We start from the raw sequence: 26666 nt of genomic DNA on the forward strand, positions 1-26666 counted from the left end.
CTTACCTCAGAATGCTCTTGCGCACGCGCGGATCAATCACGGCCAACAGGATATCCGTGGCAAAATTCAGCGTGACGATGGCGGCTGTCAGCAGAAAGATGATGGCGCCGGCCAATTGCTGGTCGTTCGACCGTGCCAGAGCCTCCAGCAGCAGTGACCCTGCTTCGGTTAAGGTCAGGATCAGGGCAACAATGGGCAGCTCGTTGAAGATACGGTTCAGGTCGAATCCCAGCGAGTTGACGATTGGCCCAAGCGCGTGACGGGCAGGATAACGCCACAACAGACGGCGGCCATAGATGCCGCGCGCCGCAGCAGCGGTAACATAAAGCTTGCCGATCTCATCCGACATCAACGCGCGAACGGTCTGCAACGCAAAAGCGGTTGCGGACCAGCCCAGAATGAATATGGGCAACCATGCATGTTTCAGCAGATCCACGAACTTGGCCCACGACCAGGGGGCCTCGCGATATTCCGGGCTGAACAGGCCGGTGAGAGTTTCTCCGAAATAGATGGTGGAAAACAGCATCACCATCAGCGCCAGCAGAAAGTTGGGCATGGCCAGACCCAGATAGCTGATCAGGCGCAGCGAGTTGTTGAGGAATGCGTTCTTGGAAGCAGCCGAGATAATGCCCACGGGAAGCGCGATCATATAGGCCAAGGTCAACGACCCAAGGCAGATCCACAACGAGATCCAGAACTTATCGCCCAAAAGCTGCGCGATATTCACGCGCAGTATACAGCTTTCACCGAAATCACCGCGGAACGCACCGCTCAGCCAACTGGCCCAGCGTGTCAGGAACGGGCGATCCAGTCCCAGTCGGGCCCGTTCGGCTTCGATATCCGCCAGTGTGATGGCCGAACCTTGGGTGTTTTTGTAGGCAAGATAGCGTTCCGCACAATCGCCCGGCACAAGCTCCATCAGCGTGAACACGATGAGGGATACCAATACAAGTGTAACCACAGCCATCACCGCGCGCGTGGCGGCAAAGCGAGCGAATTGGAGCATGTCTTTGTTCCCGGCTAGCAATTGGAACGGGGCGCGAACGCCCCATTCCGTCATCTCAGATCGAAAATCGGATTATTCGGACAACCACCACTGTGCAGGGCGGTACGGATAGGTCCGATAGAACTCATAGGACTGCGTCTTGAACTCGGTAAAGTTCTGCAGATTGTTCGAGTGGTAGATCGGTGCCGGCGAGTTGACCGTGCCGATGAACAGCAGTTCGCCGGTCATGATCTCAACCATCTTCTGAGCAGCAGCGACGGATGCCTCTGATCCTGGTGCGCTGGATTGGTACGTATCCAGAGCGGCTTTCAGATCAGCAACCCATGCGGGCGGTTCCACACCGTTTTCACCGTTCGAGCTAAGGTATTCAGCCCAGAGCATCCCGGTACGCACATCGAAATATCCATCGAACGGTGGCACCCAGATTTCGCCGTCACCCAGAACCGAACCGGCAGGCTGGCTCTTGAGCCACATACCCATGTCCAGCGTATTGGCCGATTGCGCAGCGCGGAACTCATCCGAGGTGACTTCTTTGATCGCGGTGTTGACGCCCACATCTTTCCAGTTCTGGGCGATTAGTTCCACCAGCTGAGCAGATGCGGATTGCGTCGAGAACTGCCAATCCAGCACAAGCGGGTCACCGTTTGGCAGGTCACGGAAACCATCGCCGTTCTGGTCAACAAGGCCGACCTCATCCAGCAGAGCATTGGCGCGGTCCTGATCAAAACCAGCCTCGTACTCTGACCACTTAGCATCAATGAAGTCCGGGCGCGGCGAGAAACCGATATACTGTGTCGGCTCACCCAACCCGAATGCGGTGACTTCGTTCAGCTGATTGCGGTCCATCGCAACCGACATGGCCGTTCTGAAACGGATGTCGTTGAAAAGCGCTCGTTTGCCCTCATCCTCGGCGGTCACGTTAAACGTCAGCACCGGATAGCCGATCGCAGGCTTCACTTCCAATGTGTAGTTGCCGCTTTCCTGACCCTCCAAAAGAACTGGAGCAGATGTCAGGTTCACACCCTGAGATTTGTAATCCACCTCACCGTTCAGCAGCTTGAGGTTACGCACCTCTTCATCCGGGACATAGGTTTCATCCATTTCCGAGATATAGGGCAACTGGTTACCCTGAGTGTCGACCTGGAAGAAATAGGGGTTGGCGACATAGTGGCGCCCTTCGGTGCTTTCCTTCACAAGAATATGGCTTTCAAGGGTCGGCATAGCATCCTTGGGAAGTCCTGCCAGCTTGTCACCCGCCGTCAACATCGGCGACGGCGTATCCATCCAGTCCGAGTTACCGTAATACGCCTTGATCAACTCATAACCGTTTTCATACCCAAGCGCCTGTGCGTTGGCGTCCGCATTTTCATCCAACGCCGGGTGGAATTTTTCAAAGAAATGCTTGGGCTGGTATGGCTGCACATAGGTGAACGAGAACGTCTCGGTCAGGCCAGGCTTGGGTGCGGCCAGAGTGAACTGTACCGTGGTATCGTCCAGTGCCTCAACCTTCATCGGCTGACCGCCTGCCAGCGCATAATCCTTGGCTTCGGCGATGACATTGGTGTCCATCATCAGGTTGTCATACCAGAACACCACATCCGCCGCGGTGAAGGGCGCCCCGTCCGACCACTTGTGACCTTCGCGCAGATGCACGGTCAGTTGGGTGAAATCATCGCTCCATTCCCATGACTTGGCCACATTGGGCACCAAGGTCTGAAGATCGTCGGAATACCGGAACAGGTTCACGTGACGTACAGACAAGAAGTCTGACGTGCCGCTTTCGGTGGCGTTGGACAGCGCATCCAGAACCCCACCATACTGACCGATCGAGTCATATGGCACGATGACCAGAGGTTCAGCCGGCAGACGATCCGCCACCGCAGGCAGGTCGCCATTGCCACGGATTTTACCATTTAGATCTGCAATGGCTGGGTTTTCTGCAAAGCTTAGCGTACAGCCCGCGGCCGACTGAAACTCAGCCAGATCAAATTGCTGCGGATAAGCCCCGTCAGATACACCCTGCATATCTGCCACTGTCGCTGCCGGACAATTCGCCCAGGCAGTTCCCCCCAGAGTGACCAAGGCCACACCTGACATCAGAAGCTGTTTCATGTTTTCTCCCTACGGTAACGTCAGTTTCGTTTTTTATTTGCTTGTGAAACCGATTAGTTGACTGCAGCAACGTCGGTTTTCTTCTTCTTTTTCTTTTTTTTGCCACGCAGCGCAGCGACATGGACTGCAACTCCCGCATCCTTCAAAGCTGTGGTGAAAGTTTCAGACGGGGGAATGTCGGTCACCAAATCGGTCACCTGGTCAAATCGGCAGGATACATTGGTCGCTCGTTCCCCGAATTTCGTGTGATCGGTTGCGACAATCATGCGCCGCGTATTTTTAAGCAACGCGCGCGTCAACTCAGCCTCCAGCGGGTTCGAAGCCAACACGCCACCGGAAAGCGATATGGCGTCTGCACCGCAAATCACCGCATCATAACTGTATTGGCAGGCCAGTTCCTCGGCTGCACGACCAAAGCTGCCGCGTTCGGATCGAATAACCTCACCACCGGCAAGGATCGCTCGCGTTCCGTTGTGATCAGCCAACGAGGCGACAACCGATAACGAGTTGCTGACCACGGTCAGGTTCTTCAGATCGCGCAGCTGCTCGGCAACATGTGTGGTCGTTGAGCCCACCGTAATGAACAGCACCATGCCGTCTTCGATCATTTGGCTGACCTTGTTGGCAATAAGCGTCTTTTCTTCGGCATTTTGCTCCAACGCTCCGGAAAACATCGGCGTGTCCTGCGCCCGGGAAAGAAAGGTTCCCCCATGCACCCTCTCAACCATGTTTTTTTGCGCCAGCGCTTTGACCAGTCGACGAACAGTTTCCTCAGAAACGTCCATAACCTGCGCAATCTGGGTATTGCGCGCCGAGCCCCCCAACCTTGCCAGGACATCCAGAAGTTCACGGCCCCGATGAGGGATATTATCGCTATCGTGATCCATTTTTGAAGCCCAACATAGTTTCACTTAAAAATCCACAAAAATTGTGAATGTTTTGTGACAATATTTGATTTGCGGGGATTTTTTTATATTTTCCAATAAATCCGGTCATCGACTGGAAGGCGTCTGGTCTACTGAAATATGAGCACTTGACTGCTTTTGTACGGTAAGACCTACCGGCTTAACGCTGTGGAATACCACTGGTGATTATAAATTCGGGCCCCGGCAGAGTGTCCGCCGAGGCCCTTGCTTTCACAACGCTGCTTTGAACAGCGTTTTGAGGTTGTTTTCGGTCAGCTCAACGGGGTTCCCACCGCATGATGGGTCGATGATTGCGCCTTGGACCAGTTCAGGGATTGCGGCCTCAGTCACGCCCAGGTCAGACAGTTTGCGCGGAATGCCCAACTCGTCGTTGAAATCCTGCACAAAGGCGCGGAAGCCGTCAAAGCCGCCCTGGATGCCCAGATAATCGGCCGCCATCTGGAACCGGTCGGCAATGGCAGGGGCGTTGAACTCCAGAACGCCGGGCATGCAGACCGCGTTGGTGGTGCCGTGATGGGTGTTAAACACCGCCCCGATGGGGTGGCTCATAGCGTGGATCGCGCCCAGACCTTTCTGGAACCCGGTAGCGCCCATCGAGGCTGCGCTCATCATATGGGCGCGGGCCTCGAGATCGGTGCCGTCCGCATAGGCGCGGGGCAGATACTCTTTGACCAGCCGCATACCTTCCAGCGCGATGCCCTGGCTCATCGGGTGGTAATGCGGGCTCGAGAACGCCTCGACGCAATGGGCAAAGGCATCCAGACCTGTGCCTGCGGTGATGAACCTGGGCATGCCCACGGTCAGCTCCGGGTCGCAGATCACCACCGTCGGCAGAACCTTGGGGTGGAAGATGATCTTCTTGGCATGGGTTTCGGAATTGGTGATGACGCTGGCGCGCCCCACTTCCGAGCCGGTCCCGGCGGTGGTCGGCACCGCGATAATCGGCGCGATGACATCGGCGTCGGCGCGGGTCCACCAGTCGTCGACGTCTTCAAAATCCCAAACGGGCCGCGTCTGGCCGGCCATGAAGGCCACCATCTTGCCCAGATCCAGCCCCGAGCCGCCGCCAAAAGCGATCACCCCGTCATGACAGCCGGCGTTATAGGCGGCAACGCCGGCTTCGAGGTTCATTTCATTCGGGTTCGGGTCTACGTCGCTGAACAGACCCCGGCCCAGACCGGCGGCCTCCATGATATCCAGCGTCGCAGTTGTGATCGGCAGATCGGCCAGCCCCTTGTCGGTAACCAGCAGCGGCTTTTTCATGCCAGCAGCCGCACAGGCCTCGGGCAATTCCTTGATGCGGCCAGCGCCGAATTTGATCGCGGTCGGGTAGGACCAGTTTCCAACAAGGCTCATGATGTCACCTTCTTCAGATGGTAGGATTTGGGACGGGTCAGGTTGTGATAGCCGATGACCGACAGGCCACCGCCCCGCCCGGTATTCTTGCAGCCGGTCCAACACAGGCCGGGATCCAGATAATCGGCCCGGTTCATGAACACGGTGCCGGTCTCGATCTGATCACCCACACGCGCCGCTCGGTCCACATCGCGGGTCCACAGGCTGGCGGTCAGGCCAAATTCGCTGTCATTCATCAACGCGATGGCTTCGGCGTCGGACGAGACCTTCATGATGCCCACCACCGGGCCAAAGCTTTCATCCCGCATCACCCGCATGTCATGGGTCACATTGGTCAGAATTTGCGGGGTCAGATAGGCGCCACCGTCATCTTCGGCGAAGGGTTCGATATGGGCCACCGCACCATCGGCCACCGCCTCGGCAATCTGCGCGCGCACCTCATTGGCGAACCGCACATTGGCCATCGGGCCCATGGTGGTCTCCGGATCCAGCGGGTTGCCCAGCTTGTAGCCTTGCACAATCTCAACCGCTTTGGCGACGAAGTCATCATAGAGGCTCTCATGCACGTAAATTCGCTCGATCCCGCAGCAGCACTGGCCCGCGTTGAACATGGCCCCGTCGATCAGCGTATCGACCGCCGCGTCCAGATCGGCATCCTCCATGACATAGCCGGGGTCCTTGCCGCCCAGCTCGGTGCCCACACCGGTAAAAGTGCCCGCCGCCGCGCGCTCCATCGCTTGGCCGCCGCCGACCGAGCCGGTGAAGTTCACAAAGTCGAACGCATTGCCCGCAATCAGATCGTTGGTCACATCGTGGCTGAGGAACACGTTCTGGAACACATCTGTCGGCACGCCAGCTGCATGGAAGGCCTGCGCCATCCGCTCACCCACCAGCAGGGTCTGGGTGGCATGTTTCAGGACCACCGTGTTGCCCGCAATCAGCGCCGGGGCAACCGTGTTGATCGCCGTCATGTAGGGGTAATTCCAGGGCGCCACCACAAACACCACCCCGTGCGGAAGGCGCTTGATATAGCGTTTGAAGGTCTCATCCTCGCCCACCGCGATATCTGCCATCGACGCCTCGGCGATCCCGGCCATATGGCTGGCGCGCTCGTGAAAGCCACCAAACTCACCGCCATAGCGCACCGGGCGACCCATCATATGAGCCAGCTCGGGCACGATCACATCATTCATCGCACCAACAGCCGCCACGCCCGCCATCACACGATCGATACGCTCTTGCAACGGCCGCGCCGCCCAGTTCGCCTGCGCAGCCCGCGCCTTTGCTGCAACCTCAAACGCAGCCTCGCGCGACAGAACCTCGCGTTCCGCAAAAACCGATCCATCAATCGGTGAGACACATTTCAACATCTGCCCCATAACCACTCCATTTCGAAAGACGGCAGGATCCCCTGCTTCATCTGGCCAAAAATACCTCGGGGACTGGGGGCAGAGCCCCCAGCCTGGCCCAAGCTCACGCCCGCTCGAACCCGCGGGCAACTTCCCAATCGGTTACCACACGCTCGAATTCCTCGATCTCGACCTCTGCCGCGCGGGTATAGTGATCTACCACTTCATCCCCCATGGCCGCGCGCAACATGGCCGACCCATGCAGGGCGTTTCGTGCATCCTTCAACGTACCCGGGATCATGCCGGTGTCGCCCTGATAGACATCGCCTTGGGTGGGCGGCTGCAGCTCCAGCCCTTCCTCGATCCCGGCAATTCCAGCCGCCAGCATCCCGGCCATCGCCAGATACGGGTTCATGTCCGAGCCCGGAATGCGGCATTCGACCCGCACCGCCTTGGTGCCATCGCCACACAAACGGTATCCGGCCGTGCGATTGTCCACCGACCAAATGATCCGCGTGGGCGCAAAGGTGCCCTTCATGAAGCGCTTGTAGCTGTTGATGTAGGGTGCCATGAAATAGGTGTAGTCCGGCGCGTATTTCAGCAGCCCCGCCATGTAGCTTTTCATCAGCGCCGACATGCCTAACGCATCCGACTTATCGAAAAATGCCGGCTGACCGTCTGCCCACAGCGACTGATGCACATGGGACGAACTGCCCACCTTGTCATGATGCCATTTCGGCAGGAAGGTCGCCGCATGGCCGTGCTGCCAGGCAATCTCTTTCACCGCATTCTTGGCGATCGAGTGATACTCGGCCGTCTCCATTGCCGCCGCATATTTGATGTTCAGCTCTTCCTGCCCGGTCTCGGCCTCACCTTTCGAGTTTTCAACCGGTATCCCCGCATTCCACAGATGGTTGCGGATCGGACGCATCACATGCTCTTCCTTGGTGGTCTGCAGGATGTGGTAGTCCTCGTTGTAGCCCGAGATCGGAGCCAGATCGCGGAAGCCCTCCTTACGAATCTGGTCAAAGCTCTTCTCGAACAGAAAGAACTCCAGCTCGGTCGCGCACATCGCGTCATAGCCCATCGCCTTCAGACGGTTGACCTGCTTTTTCAGGATCGAGCGCGGCGCGTGCGGCACTTCTTCGTGGGTGTGGTGATCCAGCACATCGCACATCACCATCACAGTGCCTTCCAGCCATGGAACAGGGCGCAGCGTGCTGAGGTCCGGCTTCATGACGTAATCGCCATAGCCTCGCTCCCAACTGGTCGAGGCATAGCCATCCGGCGTACCCATCTCCAAATCCGTCGCCAGCAGATAGTTGCAGCAATGCGTTTCTTCCCATGCCCCCGCAACAAAGTGACCCGCATGAAAGCGTTTGCCCATCAAACGTCCCTGCATGTCAACAAAACATACCAAAACCGTGTCAACATCGCCCGCAGTCACACGCGCCTTCAGTTCGTCGAGGTTGAAAGTTCCGCTCACGATTTATCCTCCTTAATCGCGATGTCGTTCAGTGCCGGTAGCAGCAGGGCCAATACCTCTTCTGCTGCGACAGCAATCTCTTCATCGGTACGCAGTAGGTCGTTGCGCACTTCCAGCATTACATTTGGCAAATTTCGGTTGAGCGCATGTAGGCGTAACGAATGAGTGACCCCATCGGTTGGACCATAAGGCTCATTTCGCTCGGTTCGGCGGTTCGGAATACGATCCACATAATTCAGCATCGCATCCACAAGCCGACTGTCTTCATCATGCAACAAACCCAGCTCAACCGTGCGCGGTTGGCCGAAATAGACTGGGGTAAATGAATGCACAGTCACGATCACCGTATCAGCCCGGCGCTTGTTCAGAACCTCAGACACAGCGGCACAGAACGGATCGTAAACCGCAGCCGTACGCGCATCGCGCTGCGCTTGCGTCAGGCCCGCGTTCCCCGGGACCATGATTTGTTCGGATTTCTCAGGCATTGCGCTTGCGGCTTCCGGGGGGCGGTTGCAATCATATACCAAGCGCGACACGGTCGAGGCCACCACCGGCGCATCCAAAGCCTGCGAAAGCTTGAGCGCCAGGCTTCGTGCACCCGGGTCCCAGACTGCGTGACTTAGCCGGTCGGCTTCGGACAGACCCAGATCACCGTATTCTGATGGAATCCGATGGCTCGCGTGTTCGCACAGCAGGACCACTTTGCCCTGGCCTGTTTCGTTCAGTACCTCTACGGGCGCAATCATCCCTTCACCTCAGTATCCGAACCTTTTTGCGTCCGGGGCATTTCTTCGATCAGGCGTGTTTCCAGTAACTGGCCATTCCGATAAAGGATCGGATAGGCCACAGCTGCGATGTGACTGTTGAATTCACGCAGCGCGCGCAACGTCTCAAGATGGATATCGCTGGTCTCAAAACTTTCCGTGCTGCCATGCTGTAGCCGTTTGAGGTGACGCTTGCGGCTGTCACGCTCGGCCCGTTTGATTTCGGTCTTTTCAAGGCTCAGCAGGCGGGCACTTTCCAAATCGTCCGAGATCAGCACGTTCGAGGCCAGTTTGAGATTGGCTAAAATACCCTCGTGCATTTCGACCAATTCTGCCCAACCTTCTTTCGAGAATGATGCACCATTTTTGCGCATGCTAGTTGCCAGCACGGTCAGGCGTTTGGCGACGACGTCGCCCGCTGTTTCAAGGCGAATGGCGTATTCCATCAAGTCGCGCGCCACCTTCGCGTTCTGCTTTCCAAAATCCTCTGCCGGAATGGCCGCCACGAATTTTCGGACGCCAGACAGGCACTCGTTCACCTCGACATCAATGTCCCTGACGGCACGGATCTGTTCTTTGTCGCCGCTGCGGTACAACTCCAAAGATGGGCGGAACATCGATTCAACCAGATCGCTCATCCGCAGCAGTTCCCGCTTGAGGCTCGAGAGGGCCTGGCTGGGGCTGCCGATATTGCGCATGTCCAACGCGCTGGCGGGACGACCCGGCTGCACTGCAGTCTCTGAAACTTTTGGGTCTGGCAACAGCCGCTCGAACGGGGCACTTAGGCGTCCACAGAACGGCAGCGCCAGAACCAGCAAAGAGGCGTTAAAAGCCAGATGCGCGTTCACCAGCATTTGCCCGCCTTGCAGGTCGCCCAAAACGCCCGCCCTCAGGGCTGTGGTGGCCGCGAATAGAGTAATAACGGCCCAACTGCCACGCAGGGCCAGATTGGCAAAGGGGATGCGCCGGGCTGATAAATCCATCCCCCTCGTCAGCCAAACCGGGATAAAGGCCGAGCCGAAGTTAGCCCCCAACACCAAAGACAGCCCGGCGGCAAAGGGAATTGCGCCGATTTGCACAAGCGTCACGCACATCAAGATCGCCGCGACCGAGGAGTGCATGACAAAGGCCAGCGCGCCACCTACCAAAAACGCGGTGATATAGTCGCGGGCCAGATAGTCAGCGATGGCGGGCAGAAAAGCACTGTCGCGGATCGGGTCCATTGCCTCACGCAAAAAGCGCAATGAGATCAGGATGAATGCGACGCCCATCAAAATGCGGCCCAATTGCCGCGGTTTCTTGGACTCGGTTTTGACGAACAGATACCCGCCAATCGCCAACAGAAGCGGCACCAGCCAATCCAGCTTGAACGACAGGATCTGAATAATCAGCGCAGACCCCAGGTCACCGCCCAGTACCATTGCAAGGCCCGCAGGAAATGCCAGCATCCCACCAGCGGCAAAGCCCGAGGTCAACAATGCCACCGCCGCCGAGCTTTGCAGCACAATAGCCATCGAAAGCCCCACCATCGACGCCTGCAAATAACTGCGCTGGCCTGTCATAACGCGCTGAAACGAGGCCCCATAGCTGCGCTCAATCCCCGTGCGCACCATGCGCACGGCGAAAAGCAACAACATTGTCGCTCCGGCCAGGCTGATGAGAAAGCTTACAATCGCCATGAGCCTAACCGTTCACCATTTCCAGCATTTCCGCATGCAGCTCGGGCGTTGCTGCCGAGATCACCCGGCCGTCCGAAGCCAGGTCGAGTGGCTTGCCGTTCCAGTCGGTCATCACCCCACCTGCGGCCTCAACAACGGCCAGAACAGGTAAAAAGTCATATGGCTGCAAGTCATAATCAATCACCGCATCCACATGCCCCGCCGCCAGCAGGGCATGCGGGTAGCAGTCATAGGCGAACCGGCGGGTCTGCCCGGATTGCATCAGCTTTGCGAATAAAGACGGATGATCGCGATAGATCTTGTCGCCTTCGTTTACAAACAGAATGGATTGATCCAATCGCGTCTGTTTTGAGGTAGCGATGGCATTGCCATTCAGTGTCGCGCCCTGACCGGAAACGCCTACAAATACCTCATTCAACGCAGGCATACCGATCACACCGATATCCGGCTTGCCATTGACCAGATGCCCCAGCAAGAAGCCGAACAGCGGATGCCCCGAAAGGAACGATCTTGTGCCATCAATCGGGTCAATGATCCAAACTTCACGACAATTCTGCCCGTCAAATCCATGCTCTTCGCCAAAGATACCATGATCCGGGAAATGCTGCTCTAGGTAAGTGCGCACCTGAGTTTCAACACCTTTGTCGGCCTGTGTAACCGGGCTTTCATCCGACTTGAATTCAACACCCAGCCTACCGCGAAAATACCCTCGTGCCGCAGTATTGGCTATATCGGCAACCGCCATCGCATGCGTTACCAGATCAGCCATGTCGGTATTTTGAGAGCTTGTTGGATTCAACATCCATTTCCGTCCTGTCTAGTTATGGATTGTGGGGCTAGGGCAGCAATATTTGGGAAAGGTCATGCGGGTTCCAGCCGAATTTCGTCTAAATTCGATCACATTTCTTGAATTTGCTTCAACGCCCAACATCCGCGCATAGCCGTGTCCGATGGTGGCGCCCAGCCTCCTCTCGGGCGGTCGAGCTTCACCTTCAGAACCTTGGACATCTCCCGCTATTCCGACGCTCTGATAGCCCTCGGCACACTGCATCACGCTGTGCAAGTCAACAATCCAATCCTGAAGTTCCAGGCTGTCGTCTTCTTGTAACATCAGATTCCGGCTTTTTGACATCATTACTCCCTATAATTCCACAAAAACATACAATTTCAACCAAAAAAGTCCTGAATTTATTTGTTTTATGTGGGTTTTTAAGGGATATTGCACTCACCGTTTTGGCGATCCGTCAAGACTTCGCATGATTATCGGCGTCGCTCACGTTGGCAATACCTCAAGGTATTGATGGCGGTGGCAGACTGTCTGATGTCGCCAATGCGCCAGACGGCGGCCAATCTGCTCGACAATCCTTGGGTTACAGAGACAAAGCTGGCAGACACTTGAATGACCACACACACTCTGATCGCACGCCGCGCGCTTTGAAAAACTACAGGACAAACCCATGATCCAGAACAACCCAGCCCTCATCGATGCGATCCGCGACCGGTTTGCCCATGTCGAAAGCTGCCCGTTTCAGGGCGAGCGCATTTTTTTCGAAAACGCAGGCGGTGCGCTGACATTGAAAAAGGTCACCGAAACCTCGGCTTTTTATGCTGCGATCCCAGACAATCCCGGTCGCATCAACCCGGCGGGGCAGGGGACGCAGAATGTGATCAACAAGGCCAAGGGTGACTTGGCGGTATTCATGAACTCCTCGGGCGGGCAGTTCTTTGCCGGTGAAAGCGGGACCGAGTTGTTGTTCCGGATGATCCGTACTGCCTGTCTGGCCGCGCCCAAGGGGTCTAAGGTGATCGGGTCGTCCATAGAACATCCCGCCACGCGTAGCGCCGCGCGCCGCTGGGCCGAGATTGCAGGACTGGACTACATAAATGTACCGCATAATGACGAAACCGGGCTGGTCACACCCCAGGATTACACTGCGCTGATGACTCCCGACGTGACGGTGGCGACGATCCTGCATGCCTCGCCCGTGACGGGAATGGGTATGGATGTGGCGGCGATTTCCTCCGCGATCCGCGCGGTCGCACCGGATTGCATGATCATTGTCGATGGCATTCAGCACGCCGCCCACGGGCAACTGGATCTGGATGCTTACAATGTTGATGGCTATGCGATCTCGCCCTACAAGGTGTTTTCGCGCCATGGGTATGGCATTGCCTGGATTTCTGACAAGCTGACCAATACCCCGCATGACATGCTGATCGACGCGCCTGCGACAGGCTGGGAATTCGGCACCCGAGACACCGGGTCTTATGCGACCGTCTCAGACGTGGTGTCCTATTTCGACTGGCTGGGCGGAGAAGTGTCGGAAGAGACCGAGCCGCGTAAACGGATCGAGGCCGCTGGTCGTGCCATTCATGCCTATGAGACTCACCTGACCAACGCGGCGATCAATGGGACCGGTAATCTGCCTGGCCTGCGCGATATGGATCACGTCACCATTCTGGCCGGGGCCGACAATCCCGCGCGTGAGGGGCTGGTGTCGATCGTGGTCAACGGGCATGCCTCGGAAGATGTGGTGGAGATATTGAACCAGCAGGGCATCCGCACCCACACCCGTAAGGATGACCACTATTCCGGCAACGTCCTAAAGCCACTGGGCCTGTCGGATTGCATCCGCATCTCGTTCTGCCACTACAACACCGAACAGGAGATCGCGCGTCTTTTGGGTGCGATCAAGGTGCTGGGTCAGGACAACTAACGGGGGGGTCAGTCAACCGTGATCAACTAGATCGGGGTCGTTCCTCCGCTGTCAGAAGCCCTGCATCAGCATGTCAATGGCAACCGTGACCTGGTCGGCTTCCTCTTTCAGGCTGGCGGTCTGAGATTTGAGAATTCCCACCGGAACCGCGGCCATGAACTGGGTGACCATGACAACCTGTTCGCCATGGATATCGAACACCGGATTAAGCCGGGTCGCGGGCTTTGGAGCCTTGGCCAATGGTATCAACGGGGCGACCACCCGCGTATTCAGGTCCCCAAGCAGATCGGTTTGAACATCCAGAAGATAGCCATCACCCGAAGGGTTCGGAAAAACATCGTATTTAGGCATCAGAATTGCCGGAAGCTGTCCAGCGGCAGGCCGTTTTGATCAACATACGCGTTTGAGCTTTTGAGGGCTTCCGCGTTGTCTGCTTTCCATTGCTCGGCTTTGGCCTCGGCAACCGCAATACGAACACCTTCTTCGGCAGCGCGCGACAGGTTGACCTTCAAAGCTTTGGCTTCGGACAGCAATGTGCTGTCCAGCGAAAGGTTGGTTGGTCTGCGTGATTGGGCGTTCATCAGATAAGCCTCCCTGCGCACTAGGATAGACCCATTAAATATGCGCGTCAATTATGCGCATATTTAATGCCGGCAACCTTTGGTGTCCGCTGCTGCCAATTCGTTACGAAGGCAGTTTGTCGCTGCGCGTCGCCTGGGTGGCGAAAGGGCACAGCAGAATACACCGCTTTCTGCGATATCTGTGGTGGTATCTTCCCTTGATCTCGCACTAAAAAGGCCCGAAATACCAAGTTTTTTACAAGGGCAACAATATGCAGAGCGTTCTCATCACCGGGTCAGCCGGCTTTATCGGCTTTCATCTAAGCAAGCTGCTGTTGGCCCAAGGGTATCGCGTAGTGGGGTTGGACTCTCTGAACGACTATTATGATGTGTCGTTAAAAAAGGCCCGCCACGACATGCTGGCGCGCGAACCCAATGGTAAGAATTTTTCGCCCGTCATCGGCAAGGTCGAAACCCCCGGCCTGATGATGGAGTTGTTCGAGGAACATGGTTTTGACTATGTCATTCACCTCGCTGCCCAAGCTGGGGTGCGCTACTCGATCGAAAATCCGCGCTCGTATCTGGAAAGCAATGTGATCGGGACTTTCGAAATTCTGGAAGCGGCGCGGGCGCATCCGCCCAAGCACATGCTGTTGGCTTCGACTTCTTCGGCCTTTGGGGCCAATAACGAGATGCCCTATAAGGAAACCCAACGCGCCGATCATCAGATGTCGTTCTACGCGGCCACCAAGAAATCGACCGAAAGCTTGGCTCATTCCTATGCGCATCTGTTCGATTTGCCGATCACCATGTTCCGGTTCTTCACAGTCTATGGCCCCTGGGGTCGCCCGGACATGGCGCTGTTCAAATTCACCAAAGCGATCCTCGAGGGCAATGCGATTGATGTCTATAACCACGGAGACATGAAACGCGACTTTACCTATGTCGAAGATCTGATTGAGGCGATCCGCCTGCTGATGGACGCCGTCCCTGTGCGCCCCGCAGATGGCAAGGTTCCAAAAGGAGACAGTTTGTCACCGGTCGCCCCTCATCGGGTGGTGAATATCGGCAACAATGATGCGGTAGAGCTGACCGCGTTTATTGAAGCCATCGAAACGGCCACGGGCATCAAGGCGGATAAAAACATGATGCCGATGCAGCCCGGTGACGTACCCGCAACCTGGGCCGATGCATCGCTGCTCAGGGAATTGACCGGTTATCAACCAAGGACTTCGGTCGAGGATGGCGTGGCCGAGTTCGTTAAGTGGTACCGCGACTTTTACCGCCCAAACGGGGCAGGGACCGACGGGTAAGATGATTAGCCTGCAGGCCTAACAGATTGGTGGTCGTCCTCTCAGTTTTGAGGTTTGGCCACTGAGTTTCTCAAGGTTAAGAACGCATACTGTTCCAGTACCCGGAACGTAGTTCAAAACCTTTCCTGATGTGATTGTTCCACAGGGCGATTACGTCGCGCATCTCTCAGTCCAACTGAACGGATGCCAATTTGAGCACCCAAAAAACACGTTAACCCGGTTGTCTTTTCGTCCGTTCCGACCTACTGACAACCTCACCTCGGGGTGCGTGGCCTGCCGCGCTGAGATGCCTTTGGCGAACCCGTAGAACCTGAACCGGCTAGAACCGGCGGAGGGAAAGGTAACGGTTTCATCCACCCTTGCCCTCTCGCCGCAATGGAGGATGACATGAAACATCTGATGATTGCTGCGGGACTTCTGAGCGCAACAGCGGCTGTCGCGGCCGACAAACCTCAGCTGACCGTTTACACTTATGACAGCTTTGTCTCGGACTGGGGTCCCGGACCGAAAGTAGAAGAAGCTTTCGAAGCAGTATGCAACTGTGATCTGAACCTTGTGGGCGTCGAGGACGGCGCGGCGCTGTTGTCTCGCCTTCGGCTTGAAGGTGAAAACACGGACGCCGATGTGGTCCTTGGATTGGACACCGGCCTGATCGCAGCGGCCAAGGAAACTGGCTTGTTTGCTCCAAACTCGGTCAGCGCCGATTATACCCTGCCGGTTGAATGGTCAGATGACGTGTTCGCGCCTTATGACTGGGGCTATTTTGCTTTTGTCCATAACGCAGATGCGGCGGCACCTGCCAATTTCCGCGAACTGGCCGAAGGTGAAACCAAGATCATTATTCAAGACCCGCGCTCGTCCACTCCGGGTCTGGGGCTGCTGTTGTGGGTCAAAGCGGCCTATGGAGACGAAGCCCCCGAAATCTGGGCCGGGCTTGCCGACAATATCGTGACCGTGACCAAAGGCTGGTCCGAGGCGTATGGCTTATTTCTTGAGGGTGAGGCGGACATGGTGCTCAGCTACACCACATCGCCTGCTTATCACTTGATCGCCGAGGATGACGCCAGCAAAGCAGCGGCCGCCTTTGATGAGGGCCACTATATGCAGGTTGAAGTTGCGGCGAAGCTTGCCGGTACCGATCAGTCCGAACTGGCGGATCAATTTCTGGAATTCATGGTCTCGGACACCTTCCAGCAGATCATCCCGACCACCAACTGGATGTATCCGGCAGTGACCCCTGCGGCTGGCCTACCCGAAGGGTTTGACACGTTGATCACGCCTGAGAAATCCTTGCTGTATACCCCGAATGAAGCCGCCGCCGTGCGGGATCAGGCGCTTGCGGAATGGCTGGGCGCGCTCAGCCAGTAAGCCCTTGGCCGGGTGTTGGCGCAGCGGCACTGGTTGCTGCGCTGATATTGGGTACTTTGGCCGCTGTGGCCCTGCGCGCTGATACAGCGGGTGGGTTGGGTCCGGCCGATTGGGCTGCGCTGCGCTTTACGCTGGTTCAGGCGGTGTTGTCTGCGCTGTTCAGCGCCGGGCTGGCTATTCCGGTCGCCCGGGCACTGGCGCGGCGTCGGTTTCGTGGGCGGTCTGCCCTGATCGCCCTATTGGGCGCCCCCTTTATCCTGCCGGTCATTGTCGCGATCCTTGGGTTGTTGCAGGTTTTCGGACGTGCAGGCTGGATTTCAGATTTTTTAGGTCTGTTTGGTTTGCCGCCGCTGCGCATCTATGGGTTGCACGGGGTGGTTCTGGCCCATGTATTCTTCAACCTGCCTCTGGCCACGCGCCTGATCCTGCAGGCGTGGCAGGAAATTCCCGCAGAAAGATTTCGTCTGGCAGCCCAACTTGGTTGCGACGGCTTAGCGATGTTCCGTCTGATCGAACTGCCAATGTTAGGGCGCATCCTTCCCGGTGTTATGGCCGTGATCTTTGCGATTTGCCTAACAAGCTTTGCCGTCGCGTTGACCCTTGGCGGAGGGCCCCGCGCAACGACACTTGAACTCGCTATCTATCAATCCTTTACCTACGATTTCGACCTTGGCCGCGCGGCGTTGCTTTCTGCGGTGCAACTAGCCTTGACCGCTGCTGCCGCAATGGCTGCGCTGAAATTTTCGCGTGGTGACGGGTTCGGCGCAGGGTTGGACCGCGCGATACAACGATGGGATGGCGGCGCGCCTGCGGTCGATGTGTGCTGGATCGGTGTCGCGGCAGCGTTTCTGCTTCTTCCTTTGGCGGCGGTGGTGATCTCTGGCCTGTCCGGGTTGTTCGAGATGCCTGCCTTGGTGTTCCGCGCGGCGGTGATATCGGTTCTGGTTGCCACTGCTAGCACGGCTGTTTTGTTAATGCTTGCGCTACCGATGGCCATGGCCGTTGCAACCGGTCGTCACGGAATTGTCGAGCTCAGCGGTATTCTGGGGCTGGCGGCATCGCCTTTGGTAATTGGCACGGGCCTGTTCATCCTGATCCGCCCCATGGCTAATCCAGTTACACTGGCATTGCCGGTAACCGCGCTGGTGAATGCCGTAATGGCCTTGCCCTTCGCGCTACGCATTCTGGTGCCGGCGGCACGCGATGTTGTGGCGCGGCACGGGCGGCTTGCCCTGTCGCTGGATATGGATAAGAAAACCTTCATTGCTCGCGTTATGCTGCCTCGAATGCGTCCGCAAATCCGCTTTGCTGCTGGCCTGTCCGCGGCTTTATCGATGGGAGATCTGGGGGTTATTGCCCTGTTTGCCGATCCGCAGATTGCGACCTTGCCCTTGCAGATCTACCGGTTGATGGGCGCCTATCAGATGCAAGCGGCGGCCGGTGCGGCGCTGTTGCTGTTGTTGCTGTCGATGGGGGCCTTCTGGCTATTGGATCGCGGAGGGCGGTTGCATGCTGAAACTTGAAGGCTGCGTAATCGAGAATGGAAAATTTTCGTTGCGCGCTGATTTTACCGTCGAAACGGGTGCCAGTGTGGCCATTATCGGGCCGTCCGGTGCGGGAAAGTCGACACTGCTTGAGGCGATTGCCGGGTTTCGTGACCTCAAACAGGGAAAGATATTCTGGGACGGTGAGCTCATATCCAACCTCGCCCCGGGCAAGCGCCCTTTGGCGATGCTGTTTCAGGATGGCAATCTGTTTCCACATCTGACGGTCGAACAGAATATCGCTTTGGGCCTGCGTCCGAACGGGCGGTTGACGGTTGATGAGCAATCTCAGGTCCAATCCGCACTGGATCGGGTTGCCCTGCCTGGTTTGGGTGAGCGCAAGCCAGCCGAGCTGTCTGGGGGTCAGCAAAGCCGAGTCGCATTGGCCCGGGTTCTTGTCCAGCGTCGTCAACTATTGCTGCTGGACGAACCGTTTGCCGCGCTGGGACCTGCACTGAAGGCCGAAATGCTTGATCTTGTGGCCGGGTTGCTGGCGGAAACCGGAACGACCCTGCTTATGGTCAGCCATGACCCGCAGGACGCGCGCCGCATTACCAGCCAGACGGTTCTTGTGTCTAACGAGCAGGCACATCCCCCTGCGCCGACCCGGGACCTTTTGGACAATCCACCGCCCAGCCTGCGCGACTATCTGGGGTAGGGGTCTTGGAAAAAAGCCTGCAAGGGGAAAGATCGCAGCCCGGCGTGAAATTGACGAGTTTCTGCACGCCGGACTGACAGGGAGGGACCTTATTTCCGGTTGTGGAAAATGAACCCGAGGAAGTTCAGAAGCAGTTGCGCTGCAAGGATTTGCGTACTTTCGGTCTGGTCATAGGCAGGGGCAACCTCGACAAGATCAATGCCAACCACATCGCCGCGCTTGCTGAGCCCCTGAACGATTTCCAGAACATCGTAGTACTGGAACCCGCCATGGCTGGGTGTCCCTGTTCCGGGCGCAATCGACGGGCAGAACGCGTCGATATCTATGGTGACGTAATAGCGCGCACCTTCGGGGATACGATCCAGAACGCCCTCGGTTCCCAGCTTGCGCACTTGTCGTACGGAAAGGATATCTGAACCCCGCGCCCGCGCGTCGTCATAACCTTCTTTCGCGGTTGAGGATACGTTGCGGATGCCCAGTTGGGTCATGCCCGAAACATAGTCCTTTTCGATTGCCCGCCGCATCGGGTTGCCATGACCATCGGTGACGCCTTTGCGTTCGTCGACAAAGTCCAGATGCGCATCGATCTGGATCACGTGGATGGGCCCGTTCTTTGTGCAATCTTCTTCAAAGGCACGGATACATGGGATGTTGATCGAGTGATCGCCGCCGATAGTCACCGGCAGCGCGCCCGCATCAAGGATTTTCTTCACACCGTATTCGATGTTGGCGTGGCTTTCCTCGGTCTTGGTGTGGATGATATCGGCATCGCCCAGATCGACGATGCGCACATCGCTGGCCAGATAGGTTGCGTCATCCTCGTGATCATAGGCCCCGGCGTGACCAAAGCTGAACAGGGTGGACGCTTCGCGCACGGCGCGTGGTCCGAACCGGGCACCGGATCGGTACTGACACCCGAAATCGAAAGGCGCACCAAGGACGGCGACATCGGCGTCGATCTTATCCCAATTTTCGACATAAGGTTTCTTGCCAAACGTCGCGATGCCGACAAAAGGCAGGTTCAGACGACCAGATTCATAGCCATGACTCGACATGATTTCTCCGTTTCTTATGGGTTATCGGTACGCCAGTTCCGGCAAGAACAGCGCGATTTGAGGGAAAGCCATCAACAGCCCGGTCACAACCAAAAGGATGATCAAAAAGGGCGGCACACCGCGGACCACCTCGACAAAGGGGCGGCGGAATACGGCGATGGCGGTGAACAGGTTGCAGCCAAAGGGGGGTGTGGCGGCTCCGATGGCGACTTGCAGTGTGATCAGAACGCCGACCAGTACCGGGTCCAACCCACTGGCCTTGATCATCGGCGCGAAGATCGGAACCAGGATCAGGATCACCACGATCGAGTCCACGAACATACAGCCGAGGAAAAACGCCACGTTGATCGCCAGCAGCACCATGAGCGGGCTGGCCTGTTCCAGCCCCAATGCTGCGATGATGGTTTGCGGCACTTGGGCAAAGCTCAGCGTCCAGCTAAAGGCGGCACCAGCGGCGATCAGGATAAACACGACCGACGTGATGGCCCCTGTGGACAGGGCAATATCGAACAGGTCGCCTACCTTGATCGAGCGAAAGATCACAACCTCGAGGATGACGGCATAAAGCACGCAGATTGCCGCCGCCTCGGTGGGTGAGAACACGCCGCCATAGATTCCTCCGACGATAATCGCCGGAAATCCCATCGGCCACAGGGCTTTGCGCAGCGCGATCAGGCGCTGTCCCCACCCCTCGCGAGGCAGCACAGGGATATCGTGGCGGTAAGCGTACACCATGCAATAGGCCGAGAATAACACCACGATCAGCAATCCCGGCAAGATGCCCGCGATGAAAAGCTGAGAAATTGACGTGCCCGAGACCACGCCATAGATAATCATGCCGATAGATGGCGGGATCAGATAGGCCAAATCAGCGGCGTTTACGATCAACCCGATCGAAAAGCTGTCGCTATAGCCCGATTTCAACATACGCGGCCGCATCGCCCCGCCAATGGCCACCACAGTTGCTTGGGTTGATCCACATACAGCCCCGAACAAGGCGCAGGCTGAGGTGACAGAAATCGCCAGACCGCCTTTGATATGGCCCATGAAGCTCATCACTAGATCGATCAGCCGATTGGCAGAATGACCCCGCGTGATGATATCGGCGGCGAGAATGAACATGGGCACCGCAATCAGCGCGGCCGGTTTCACGCCTCCGATCATCTGCTGGATCAGGATTTGCATGTTCATGTCAGGGAAATAGACGAGAAACCCAAGCACAGCCGCCGAGATCAACGGCATTTTCATTGGAAAGCCTGCCAGCAGCAGGACGATCATTACAACCAGCATCAACTCGGTCATTTGTCTGCCTCCGCAGTGTCCTGGAATTTCTTGATGGCTGACGCGGTTTCCGGATCTTCATAGCTGTCAATTTCGAGGTACGAGACATAGACGTCCTCGTCCGCGAAGTTCAGGTTCCGGATTGCGGTCAGCAGGTATTGGAACGCGGCCAGTGCCAATCCGATCACCACCCAGACATAGGTCAGGTACAACGGCAGCTGCAGCGCCGGGGTGATCCGCCCGCGCGAGGCGACTTTCTGCACATATTCATACGCGTACCAGGCGAGCACGGCCATCACGACGGCTGTGGTGGTGGCGATCACCACCATCAGGCCTTTGCGCAATTTGACTGGCAGGGCGTCATAGATGGCCGACATGCGGATATGGATGCCCTTGCGGGTTGCATATCCCAACCCCATGAAGGTGACGATCACAATCAGAAACTCGTTCAGTTCTTCTGAGAAATAGATGGACTGGTTGAACACATACCGACCAAAGACATTCGCGATGGTGTTCACGGCCATCAGGGTGATCCCCCAGCCCAGGATCCAGATTTCGATCCGTCCGATAACGGCGTCAATCTTTCCCAACAAGCCGAAGGGAGTGGCAGTATTGCTTTGCATGGTTTCCCCCCTTTGAAAGCCCCCACGCGCAAAGCGCGTGAGGTAGTTTTGAGTGAGTGGGAGGGATCAGTTACCTAACAGTTCCGCCTGCAGCGCGTCCAGCAGTTCCTGACCACGGTCGCCTACCGTGTCGACATAAGCGGCAGAGGTGCCCGTGCTGCGCTCACGGAAGGCGTCACGCTCTTCTTCGCTCAGAACGACCAGGCCAATGTCAGGTTTGGCTTCTTTGATGATATCCAGACGCTGCTGGTTGAATTCGGTGACGACGCCATCAATGAACCCGGTCATGTCGGCCATGGTGTCACGCACAAGTTGCTGACGGTCAGTGCTGAGGGTCGCGAACCAATCCGAACCGGCCACGACGGTGGTAACAAGCTCTTGCTCTCCGGCCCAGATCAGGTGACTGGTAACCTCGTAGAACTTCATCTCTTCGATGGTCGGGATCGGGTTGACCTGACCGTCCACAGCACCCAGTTGAAGCGCGCCGAACACTTCGCCAAACGGCAGCGGGGTCGGGCTGGCACCCATGTTCTTGTAGGTTTCCAACAGGATCGGCGACACCATCACCCGCATCTTGAAGTTGTCGAAATCTTCGGGCGTGCGGATTTCGCGGTTGGTGGTCCAGACCTGCGGCCCTTCGGAATACATGGTCATGACTTCCAGACCACGCTGGCGGAAATCATCGTTTAGCGGGCCGTAGATGGTTTCCGAACTGCTCAGGATGTTCGAGATCGCAGCCGGATCGGATGGCAACAAGTAGGGGAGCAGGAAAACTTGGCTTTCTGGTACCACGGTGCCCAAGTTGCCAATCGATACGTTGGTGAACTGGATGACACCATCGGCGGCCTGCTCAACCGTTTCAGTGGGCGTGCCCAGCGTGCCCATTGGGTAGACGGTCACGGTCACTTCACCATCGGTTGCGGCTTCGATGCGGGATTTGAATTCTTGCGCGTAGGCATCCATGATCGAGCCCGGAATCTCTTCGATTGCGAACTTCCAATCCTCGGCCAAGGCGGCGAGAGGGGTAAGGCCCAGCAATAAAGCTGCGGCAGTTATCTTGAGGGGACGAGAGGTCAAGGTCATGTTGGTTTCTTCCCTGTTGCCTTATTGGGTTTGGTCTTCAGGGATCAGGACAGCATAGAAAAATACACGAAAAAATATCATCTTGTTTATGTTCACATGAGGAATTTTAATGTAGATTATCCCGCGACTCCCGAAAGGCGGATAGGCGTTGAAACTACTCAGAAATACTCTGCTCGAAACCTTCGTGACCGTGGTTGAATGCGGTGGTTTTACAGATGCGCAATACGCATTGGGCATTACGCAATCGGCGATCAGCATCCGAATCCGAGATCTGGAAACGGCGCTTGGCTATCGGATTTGCGAACGCGGCCGCGGTGGGTTTCGTCTAACCGAAAGGGGCGAAATCGCCTATCGCAAGGCCGGAGATATCCTGCGCAGTGCCCGCGATTTCGACGCCGAATTGCTGGAACTGCGTGGGACCACTACCGGCGATCTGCGGATTGGCACCATTGATGCGGTCAACACCTTGGCAGAGCTTAGTCTGGCACAGGTCCTTAAGCGGTTTCTCGACCGTCCCAATGAAGTGCAGCTAGAAGTAGTTGTCGCGTCGCCAACGGAATTGACGCAGAAACTGATTACCGGCGATTTGCATGTTGCAATCGCCCCCTTCCGCAATCAGGTCCCAGAGCTGACATACACCGAACTGTGCCGGGAAGAGCATCGTTTGTACTGCGGGCAGGATCATCCCTTGTTTGACTTGCCGGACGATCAGATTGATCTGGAAGTAATCTCACAGCACCAAATCTGTCAGCGTTCCTACAACATATTAGTGTCACCAGTGCTTCAGACTGCGCAGCCCAAAGCCACAGTTGCAAATATGGAAGCAATGGCGATGATGATTGAAACCGGCCACTTTTTGGGCCCGCTGCCGGTTCACTTTATCGAAAACTGGGCCCACCGCGATCGACTCAGAGAGCTTGCGCCGGACAAGCTGAACTGGAACTCAACCTTTTACCTCGCGACACGGCCATCACTGGCACATAGGCGCGCGGTTGAAATTCTAGTGCAGGACATCGTTGAATCCTGCCAGCGTGACGAGGATTCCTAGCCGACTAGGCATCGTCATCCACAAAGTAGATTTCGGCGAACGCTTTGGCGACGGCCTCAGTCGTCTCTTCACGGCGGCGTTCGATGTGTTTTCGAATAGTATCGACTGCGACGCTTTCGTCTCGGTCTGCAATGTTTTGCATGATCATTAGGTGACTGGGGATTTGGCTAGTCGTCGTTTCAGCCCCGTCGTTCAAATACGCGTTCTTGAGATCGATCAGGCGAACGAACCGGATGCGTGCATTGAGGTTCTCAAGAATACGCACAAGTTCCTGATTTTTGGACCCCTTGGCAATGTCCACATGGAATTGCTCATCCAGTTCCAGCAACCTCCGGGGGTCTTTGCACTGGTCATATTCGCTCAAAACCCCACGCAATGTTTCCAGCAAAGCGGCAAGCTGACTATCCGAAGATTTGCGAATAGCCAGCCGCAAGGCTTCTGTTTCAACCGCGATCCGGGCCTCGTACAGGGAAAGAATCTGAGAGGGGCTAAGCGGACGGCAGAAAAATCCCCGCCTGGCCTGAAAGGTCAGGAACCCTTCGGCCACCAGCCGGTTCAGTGCTTCGCGTACGGGTGTCCGGCTGGTGCCAAAGCTTTTGGCCAGCGCGACCTCATTGATCTGGGATTCTGGTTTGAACTCAAAGTTCTCGGCCATCCTGCGCACAAGATCATAGACGCGACCAACACGATCTTCGGTTTTTGTCATCCGGTTTCCCCAAGGCAAGGATCAAGCTTTGGACTAACAGGTTTTTGCCGGGGTTTGAACTGAGTATTGACCGGTCGGCAATACTGTATAATTAATTGTCGACAATTTGAGTAAGCGACTCACGAAACGGAGGATAATGTGGTGAAATCGGCAGATCCCATGCGTATGAACGGCGCGCAGGTCATCCTGAAGATGCTGGAGCTTCATGGCGTGCGCCATGTGTTTGGCCTGCCTGGTGAAACAACAATCGGCTGGTACAAGGAATGGCGCGAACACAGCGATATCGAATTTGTTCTGACACGCGATGAACGCACGGCTTCTTACGCGGCCGAAGCTTACGCCAAGATCACGGGTCGACCTTGTGTTCTTGAGGCCCCAAGCCCCGGCATTACCCACTGCACACCTGGCATCACTGAGGCGTTCCTCAGCTCGGTTCCGGTGATCTTTTTCAGCTCGGACATCCCAATTAATCAGGACAAGAAACATGGGCTGACGGGTATTGATCAGACCAAGCTTTACGACAGTATCTGCAAGGAAAGCTTTGTTCTGACCAACGTCAAGGACATCCCATTCCTGTTGCGACGCGCCTTCCGTGTGGCAACGTCGGGGCGCCCTGCGCCCGTTCACATCCGAGTACCAATCAACATTTACGGCGAAGAGGCTGAGATCAACGACCTTTATGCTGAGGCTGACTACAGTCACTATCCGGCGCATCGCCCCGTCGCGGATCACAGCAAAATCCGCGCAGCGATTGATATTTTGATCAAAGCGAAAAAACCGGCGATTGTCTGCGGTCAGGGGGGGCTGATCTCCAAGGCGTCGGACGTGATTCTAGAGCTGGCGGAACTGCTGCAAATCCCGATTGGCACCACCACACCGGGCAAGGGCACCATTCCCGAAGACCATCCGCTGGCCCTGCGTGTGATCGGTGGCCGGGGCGGTATGGAATATTCCAATCAATACGTCCGCGACGCCGACACGATCTTTTTCATCGGCTCAAACACCGACAGCGCCGCCACCGATCACTGGAAACTGTATGGCGACCCAAACACAAAGACATTCCTGCATTTGGACATCGCCGAAGCCCATATCGGGAATAATTTTCCGGTGCAGGTCGGTATGGTGGGCGATGCGCGCGCCAGCCTTGAATATATGGTTGAACTCATCCGGGCCGAACACCCCAATCTGGATCGGCCCAGGGTAGATCTGAACCCGGTCAAGAAGACGGCGCTCGACAAGGTATTCAACTCCAACATACCCATGCCCGAAGGCACCTTGTCACCTGTAAGGCTGTCGCAAGTGCTGGACAAGATCATGCCCGATGATGCGGTGGTCACCTCAGAGCCGGGCGTCAGCGCGATCTACCCTTCGGCGCTGCTGACCTTCCGCAAACCCGGGCGGCGGTACATTACCAATTACTCGATGGGAGCTTTGGGATACTCGGTGCCGGCCTGTATCGGGGCGGCCTATGCCAATGACGGACCAGTGATCTCATTCACCGGGGACGGCTCCTTTGGATTTGTGATCGGAGATATGGAAACGCTCAAACGATCAGGCAAGAACGTGACCGTGATCCTGACTCGCAACGATACATTTGGCTGGATTCGAGGCGAAGCGATCCTGCTTGACGATGTCGACGAACCATGGAGTACCGATTTCGGCGCTGTCGATTATGTCAAAGTGGCAGAAGGCTTCGGATTCAAAACGGCTCGGATTACCTCAGAGGCTGATATCGAGCCGATCCTGTCGGATGCCATAGCCAACCCAGGGGCAAATTTCATCGAGATCATGGTGCCTTCGCAAGACAAGATCATTCCGTTTGTTCCCAACTGGGTCCGCGCAGCCCGTGAAAAGAACCTTCCGTATTTCTATTGAGGTTGGGCTTTTGCATCTCTTTCGGCATCACCGTTCGGTGAGTTTTCGTTGTGTTAGTTGTGTTTTGTTTATGGTGTTGCTGATTGAGATGACTGAGTGAGGTTGGGCTGATGAGCATGAACCCTTTTAGCAATCGCGTTTCCAGCCTTTCGGGGCC

General features: G+C 56.6%; 23 protein-coding genes and 1 riboswitch. Of the genes, 7 read left to right on the plus strand and 16 right to left on the minus strand.

Going from position 1 to position 26666, the window contains the following annotated elements; translation table 11 throughout:
* Position 1 precedes the first annotated feature (1 nt).
* The 9 genes from AB1A64_RS15785 to AB1A64_RS15825 form a co-directional block, all read right to left on the minus strand.
* Positions 2–1006: an ABC transporter permease gene (locus AB1A64_RS15785; RefSeq protein WP_366552276.1), complete on the minus strand. Its 1005-nt coding sequence runs from the start codon at positions 1004–1006 to the stop codon at positions 2–4.
* A gap of 72 nt (positions 1007–1078) precedes the next feature.
* Positions 1079–3118 (minus strand): ABC transporter substrate-binding protein, encoded by a 2040-nt coding sequence (locus AB1A64_RS15790; RefSeq protein ID WP_366552277.1) that lies wholly within the window; start codon positions 3116–3118, stop codon positions 1079–1081.
* Positions 3119–3171: 53 nt separating this feature from the next.
* Complete coding sequence (locus tag AB1A64_RS15795; RefSeq protein ID WP_366552278.1) at positions 3172–4005, minus strand: DeoR/GlpR family DNA-binding transcription regulator; 834 nt, start codon at positions 4003–4005, stop codon at positions 3172–3174.
* A 249-nt stretch (positions 4006–4254) separates the two neighbouring features.
* Positions 4255–5400: an iron-containing alcohol dehydrogenase gene (locus tag AB1A64_RS15800; protein ID WP_366552279.1), complete on the minus strand. Its 1146-nt coding sequence runs from the start codon at positions 5398–5400 to the stop codon at positions 4255–4257.
* Positions 5397–6779: an aldehyde dehydrogenase family protein gene (locus AB1A64_RS15805; RefSeq protein ID WP_366552280.1), complete on the minus strand. Its 1383-nt coding sequence runs from the start codon at positions 6777–6779 to the stop codon at positions 5397–5399. The genes AB1A64_RS15800 and AB1A64_RS15805 overlap by 4 nt, the downstream gene beginning before the upstream one ends.
* Before the next feature lie 94 nt (positions 6780–6873).
* Positions 6874–8151 (minus strand): glutamine synthetase family protein, encoded by a 1278-nt coding sequence (locus AB1A64_RS15810; RefSeq protein WP_366552308.1) that lies wholly within the window; start codon positions 8149–8151, stop codon positions 6874–6876.
* Positions 8152–8231: 80 nt separating this feature from the next.
* Entirely contained in the window at positions 8232–8981 is a 750-nt protein-coding gene (locus AB1A64_RS15815) for an N-formylglutamate amidohydrolase (protein ID WP_366552281.1), read from the minus strand.
* A complete protein-coding gene (locus AB1A64_RS15820) occupies positions 8978–10678 on the minus strand; it encodes a Na/Pi cotransporter family protein (protein ID WP_366552282.1) in 1701 nt (566 codons plus the stop codon). Before AB1A64_RS15820 ends, AB1A64_RS15815 begins: the two co-directional genes overlap by 4 nt.
* Positions 10679–10682: 4 nt before the next feature.
* Positions 10683–11447: an inositol monophosphatase family protein gene (locus tag AB1A64_RS15825; RefSeq protein ID WP_366552283.1), complete on the minus strand. Its 765-nt coding sequence runs from the start codon at positions 11445–11447 to the stop codon at positions 10683–10685.
* 688 nt (positions 11448–12135) lie between these two features.
* On the opposite strand from AB1A64_RS15825, the gene AB1A64_RS15830 reads away from it, so the two are divergent.
* Positions 12136–13395, plus strand: a complete 1260-nt coding sequence (locus AB1A64_RS15830) for an aminotransferase class V-fold PLP-dependent enzyme (protein WP_366552284.1) — start codon at positions 12136–12138, stop codon at positions 13393–13395.
* Between the two features lie 51 nt (positions 13396–13446).
* On the opposite strand, the gene AB1A64_RS15835 is transcribed toward AB1A64_RS15830, so the two are convergent.
* Both AB1A64_RS15835 and AB1A64_RS15840 read right to left on the minus strand, forming a co-directional pair.
* Complete coding sequence (locus tag AB1A64_RS15835) at positions 13447–13746, minus strand: CcdB family protein (RefSeq protein WP_366552285.1); 300 nt, start codon at positions 13744–13746, stop codon at positions 13447–13449.
* Positions 13746–13976 carry a type II toxin-antitoxin system CcdA family antitoxin gene (locus AB1A64_RS15840; protein WP_366552286.1) on the minus strand — a complete coding sequence of 77 codons (231 nt, stop codon included), beginning with the start codon at positions 13974–13976 and terminating at the stop codon, positions 13746–13748. Before AB1A64_RS15840 ends, AB1A64_RS15835 begins: the two co-directional genes overlap by 1 nt.
* 251 nt (positions 13977–14227) lie before the next feature.
* On the opposite strand from AB1A64_RS15840, the gene AB1A64_RS15845 reads away from it, so the two are divergent.
* The 4 genes from AB1A64_RS15845 to AB1A64_RS15860 all read left to right on the plus strand — a co-directional run bounded on the left by AB1A64_RS15845 (position 14228) and on the right by AB1A64_RS15860 (position 18838).
* Positions 14228–15268, plus strand: coding sequence for a GDP-mannose 4,6-dehydratase (locus tag AB1A64_RS15845; RefSeq protein WP_366552287.1), 1041 nt, complete (start codon positions 14228–14230; stop codon positions 15266–15268).
* A 250-nt stretch (positions 15269–15518) separates the two neighbouring features.
* Positions 15519–15623: riboswitch (TPP riboswitch) on the plus strand.
* Positions 15624–15655: 32 nt separating this feature from the next.
* Entirely contained in the window at positions 15656–16636 is a 981-nt protein-coding gene (thiB, locus tag AB1A64_RS15850) for a thiamine ABC transporter substrate binding subunit (protein ID WP_366552288.1), read from the plus strand.
* On the plus strand, positions 16612–18159 hold the full coding sequence (locus tag AB1A64_RS15855) for a thiamine/thiamine pyrophosphate ABC transporter permease ThiP (RefSeq protein ID WP_366552289.1): 1548 nt from the start codon (positions 16612–16614) through the stop codon (positions 18157–18159). The genes thiB and AB1A64_RS15855 overlap by 25 nt, the downstream gene beginning before the upstream one ends.
* The gene (locus AB1A64_RS15860; protein ID WP_366552290.1) at positions 18146–18838 is read left to right on the plus strand and encodes an ATP-binding cassette domain-containing protein; all 693 of its coding nucleotides are present in this window, start codon (positions 18146–18148) and stop codon (positions 18836–18838) included. Before AB1A64_RS15855 ends, AB1A64_RS15860 begins: the two co-directional genes overlap by 14 nt.
* Positions 18839–18927: 89 nt before the next feature.
* On the opposite strand, the gene speB is transcribed toward AB1A64_RS15860, so the two are convergent.
* The 4 genes from speB to dctP all read right to left on the minus strand — a co-directional run bounded on the left by speB (position 18928) and on the right by dctP (position 22880).
* On the minus strand, positions 18928–19893 hold the full coding sequence (gene speB / locus AB1A64_RS15865) for an agmatinase (RefSeq protein ID WP_366552291.1): 966 nt from the start codon (positions 19891–19893) through the stop codon (positions 18928–18930).
* Between the two features lie 21 nt (positions 19894–19914).
* Entirely contained in the window at positions 19915–21195 is a 1281-nt protein-coding gene (locus AB1A64_RS15870; RefSeq protein ID WP_366552292.1) for a TRAP transporter large permease, read from the minus strand.
* Positions 21192–21797: a TRAP transporter small permease gene (locus AB1A64_RS15875; protein ID WP_366552293.1), complete on the minus strand. Its 606-nt coding sequence runs from the start codon at positions 21795–21797 to the stop codon at positions 21192–21194. The genes AB1A64_RS15870 and AB1A64_RS15875 overlap by 4 nt, the downstream gene beginning before the upstream one ends.
* A 66-nt stretch (positions 21798–21863) precedes the next feature.
* Positions 21864–22880, minus strand: a complete 1017-nt coding sequence (gene dctP, locus AB1A64_RS15880) for a TRAP transporter substrate-binding protein DctP (protein ID WP_366552294.1) — start codon at positions 22878–22880, stop codon at positions 21864–21866.
* A 148-nt stretch (positions 22881–23028) separates the two neighbouring features.
* Here dctP and AB1A64_RS15885 point away from each other — a divergent pair, with 148 nt between their 5' ends.
* Positions 23029–23928, plus strand: a complete 900-nt coding sequence (locus AB1A64_RS15885) for a LysR family transcriptional regulator (RefSeq protein WP_366552295.1) — start codon at positions 23029–23031, stop codon at positions 23926–23928.
* 4 nt (positions 23929–23932) lie between these two features.
* Here AB1A64_RS15885 and AB1A64_RS15890 read toward each other — a convergent pair whose 3' ends face one another.
* Complete coding sequence (locus AB1A64_RS15890) at positions 23933–24634, minus strand: GntR family transcriptional regulator (RefSeq protein ID WP_366552296.1); 702 nt, start codon at positions 24632–24634, stop codon at positions 23933–23935.
* A 141-nt stretch (positions 24635–24775) separates the two neighbouring features.
* Between AB1A64_RS15890 and AB1A64_RS15895 the strand changes: the two genes are divergently transcribed.
* A complete protein-coding gene (locus AB1A64_RS15895; protein WP_366552297.1) occupies positions 24776–26509 on the plus strand; it encodes a thiamine pyrophosphate-binding protein in 1734 nt (577 codons plus the stop codon).
* The last annotated feature ends 157 nt before the right edge of the window (positions 26510–26666 follow it).

It is taken from the genome of Ruegeria sp. ANG10 (assembly GCF_040705255.1).
Classification (GTDB): domain Bacteria; phylum Pseudomonadota; class Alphaproteobacteria; order Rhodobacterales; family Rhodobacteraceae; genus Ruegeria.

What these genes read in the sequence shown, in the direction of transcription:
- AB1A64_RS15825 (WP_366552283.1), bottom strand. Translation starts at nt 11,447, where the DNA reads ATGGCTGATCTGGTAACGCATGCGATGGCGGTTGCCGATATAGCCAAT.
- AB1A64_RS15890 (WP_366552296.1), bottom strand. Translation starts at nt 24,634, where the DNA reads ATGACAAAAACCGAAGATCGTGTTGGTCGCGTCTATGATCTTGTGCGC.
- AB1A64_RS15790 (WP_366552277.1), bottom strand. Translation starts at nt 3,118, where the DNA reads ATGAAACAGCTTCTGATGTCAGGTGTGGCCTTGGTCACTCTGGGGGGA.
- AB1A64_RS15810 (WP_366552308.1), bottom strand. Translation starts at nt 8,151, where the DNA reads ATGCAGGGACGTTTGATGGGCAAACGCTTTCATGCGGGTCACTTTGTT.
- AB1A64_RS15800 (WP_366552279.1), bottom strand. Translation starts at nt 5,400, where the DNA reads ATGAGCCTTGTTGGAAACTGGTCCTACCCGACCGCGATCAAATTCGGC.
- AB1A64_RS15830 (WP_366552284.1), top strand. Translation starts at nt 12,136, where the DNA reads ATGATCCAGAACAACCCAGCCCTCATCGATGCGATCCGCGACCGGTTT.
- AB1A64_RS15855 (WP_366552289.1), top strand. Translation starts at nt 16,612, where the DNA reads ATGGCTGGGCGCGCTCAGCCAGTAAGCCCTTGGCCGGGTGTTGGCGCA.
- AB1A64_RS15820 (WP_366552282.1), bottom strand. Translation starts at nt 10,678, where the DNA reads ATGGCGATTGTAAGCTTTCTCATCAGCCTGGCCGGAGCGACAATGTTG.
- AB1A64_RS15860 (WP_366552290.1), top strand. Translation starts at nt 18,146, where the DNA reads ATGCTGAAACTTGAAGGCTGCGTAATCGAGAATGGAAAATTTTCGTTG.
- AB1A64_RS15835 (WP_366552285.1), bottom strand. Translation starts at nt 13,746, where the DNA reads ATGCCTAAATACGATGTTTTTCCGAACCCTTCGGGTGATGGCTATCTT.
- thiB (WP_366552288.1), top strand. Translation starts at nt 15,656, where the DNA reads ATGAAACATCTGATGATTGCTGCGGGACTTCTGAGCGCAACAGCGGCT.
- AB1A64_RS15840 (WP_366552286.1), bottom strand. Translation starts at nt 13,976, where the DNA reads ATGAACGCCCAATCACGCAGACCAACCAACCTTTCGCTGGACAGCACA.
- AB1A64_RS15870 (WP_366552292.1), bottom strand. Translation starts at nt 21,195, where the DNA reads ATGACCGAGTTGATGCTGGTTGTAATGATCGTCCTGCTGCTGGCAGGC.
- AB1A64_RS15805 (WP_366552280.1), bottom strand. Translation starts at nt 6,779, where the DNA reads ATGGGGCAGATGTTGAAATGTGTCTCACCGATTGATGGATCGGTTTTT.
- dctP (WP_366552294.1), bottom strand. Translation starts at nt 22,880, where the DNA reads ATGACCTTGACCTCTCGTCCCCTCAAGATAACTGCCGCAGCTTTATTG.
- speB (WP_366552291.1), bottom strand. Translation starts at nt 19,893, where the DNA reads ATGTCGAGTCATGGCTATGAATCTGGTCGTCTGAACCTGCCTTTTGTC.
- AB1A64_RS15785 (WP_366552276.1), bottom strand. Translation starts at nt 1,006, where the DNA reads ATGCTCCAATTCGCTCGCTTTGCCGCCACGCGCGCGGTGATGGCTGTG.
- AB1A64_RS15815 (WP_366552281.1), bottom strand. Translation starts at nt 8,981, where the DNA reads ATGATTGCGCCCGTAGAGGTACTGAACGAAACAGGCCAGGGCAAAGTG.
- AB1A64_RS15875 (WP_366552293.1), bottom strand. Translation starts at nt 21,797, where the DNA reads ATGCAAAGCAATACTGCCACTCCCTTCGGCTTGTTGGGAAAGATTGAC.
- AB1A64_RS15795 (WP_366552278.1), bottom strand. Translation starts at nt 4,005, where the DNA reads ATGGATCACGATAGCGATAATATCCCTCATCGGGGCCGTGAACTTCTG.
- AB1A64_RS15845 (WP_366552287.1), top strand. Translation starts at nt 14,228, where the DNA reads ATGCAGAGCGTTCTCATCACCGGGTCAGCCGGCTTTATCGGCTTTCAT.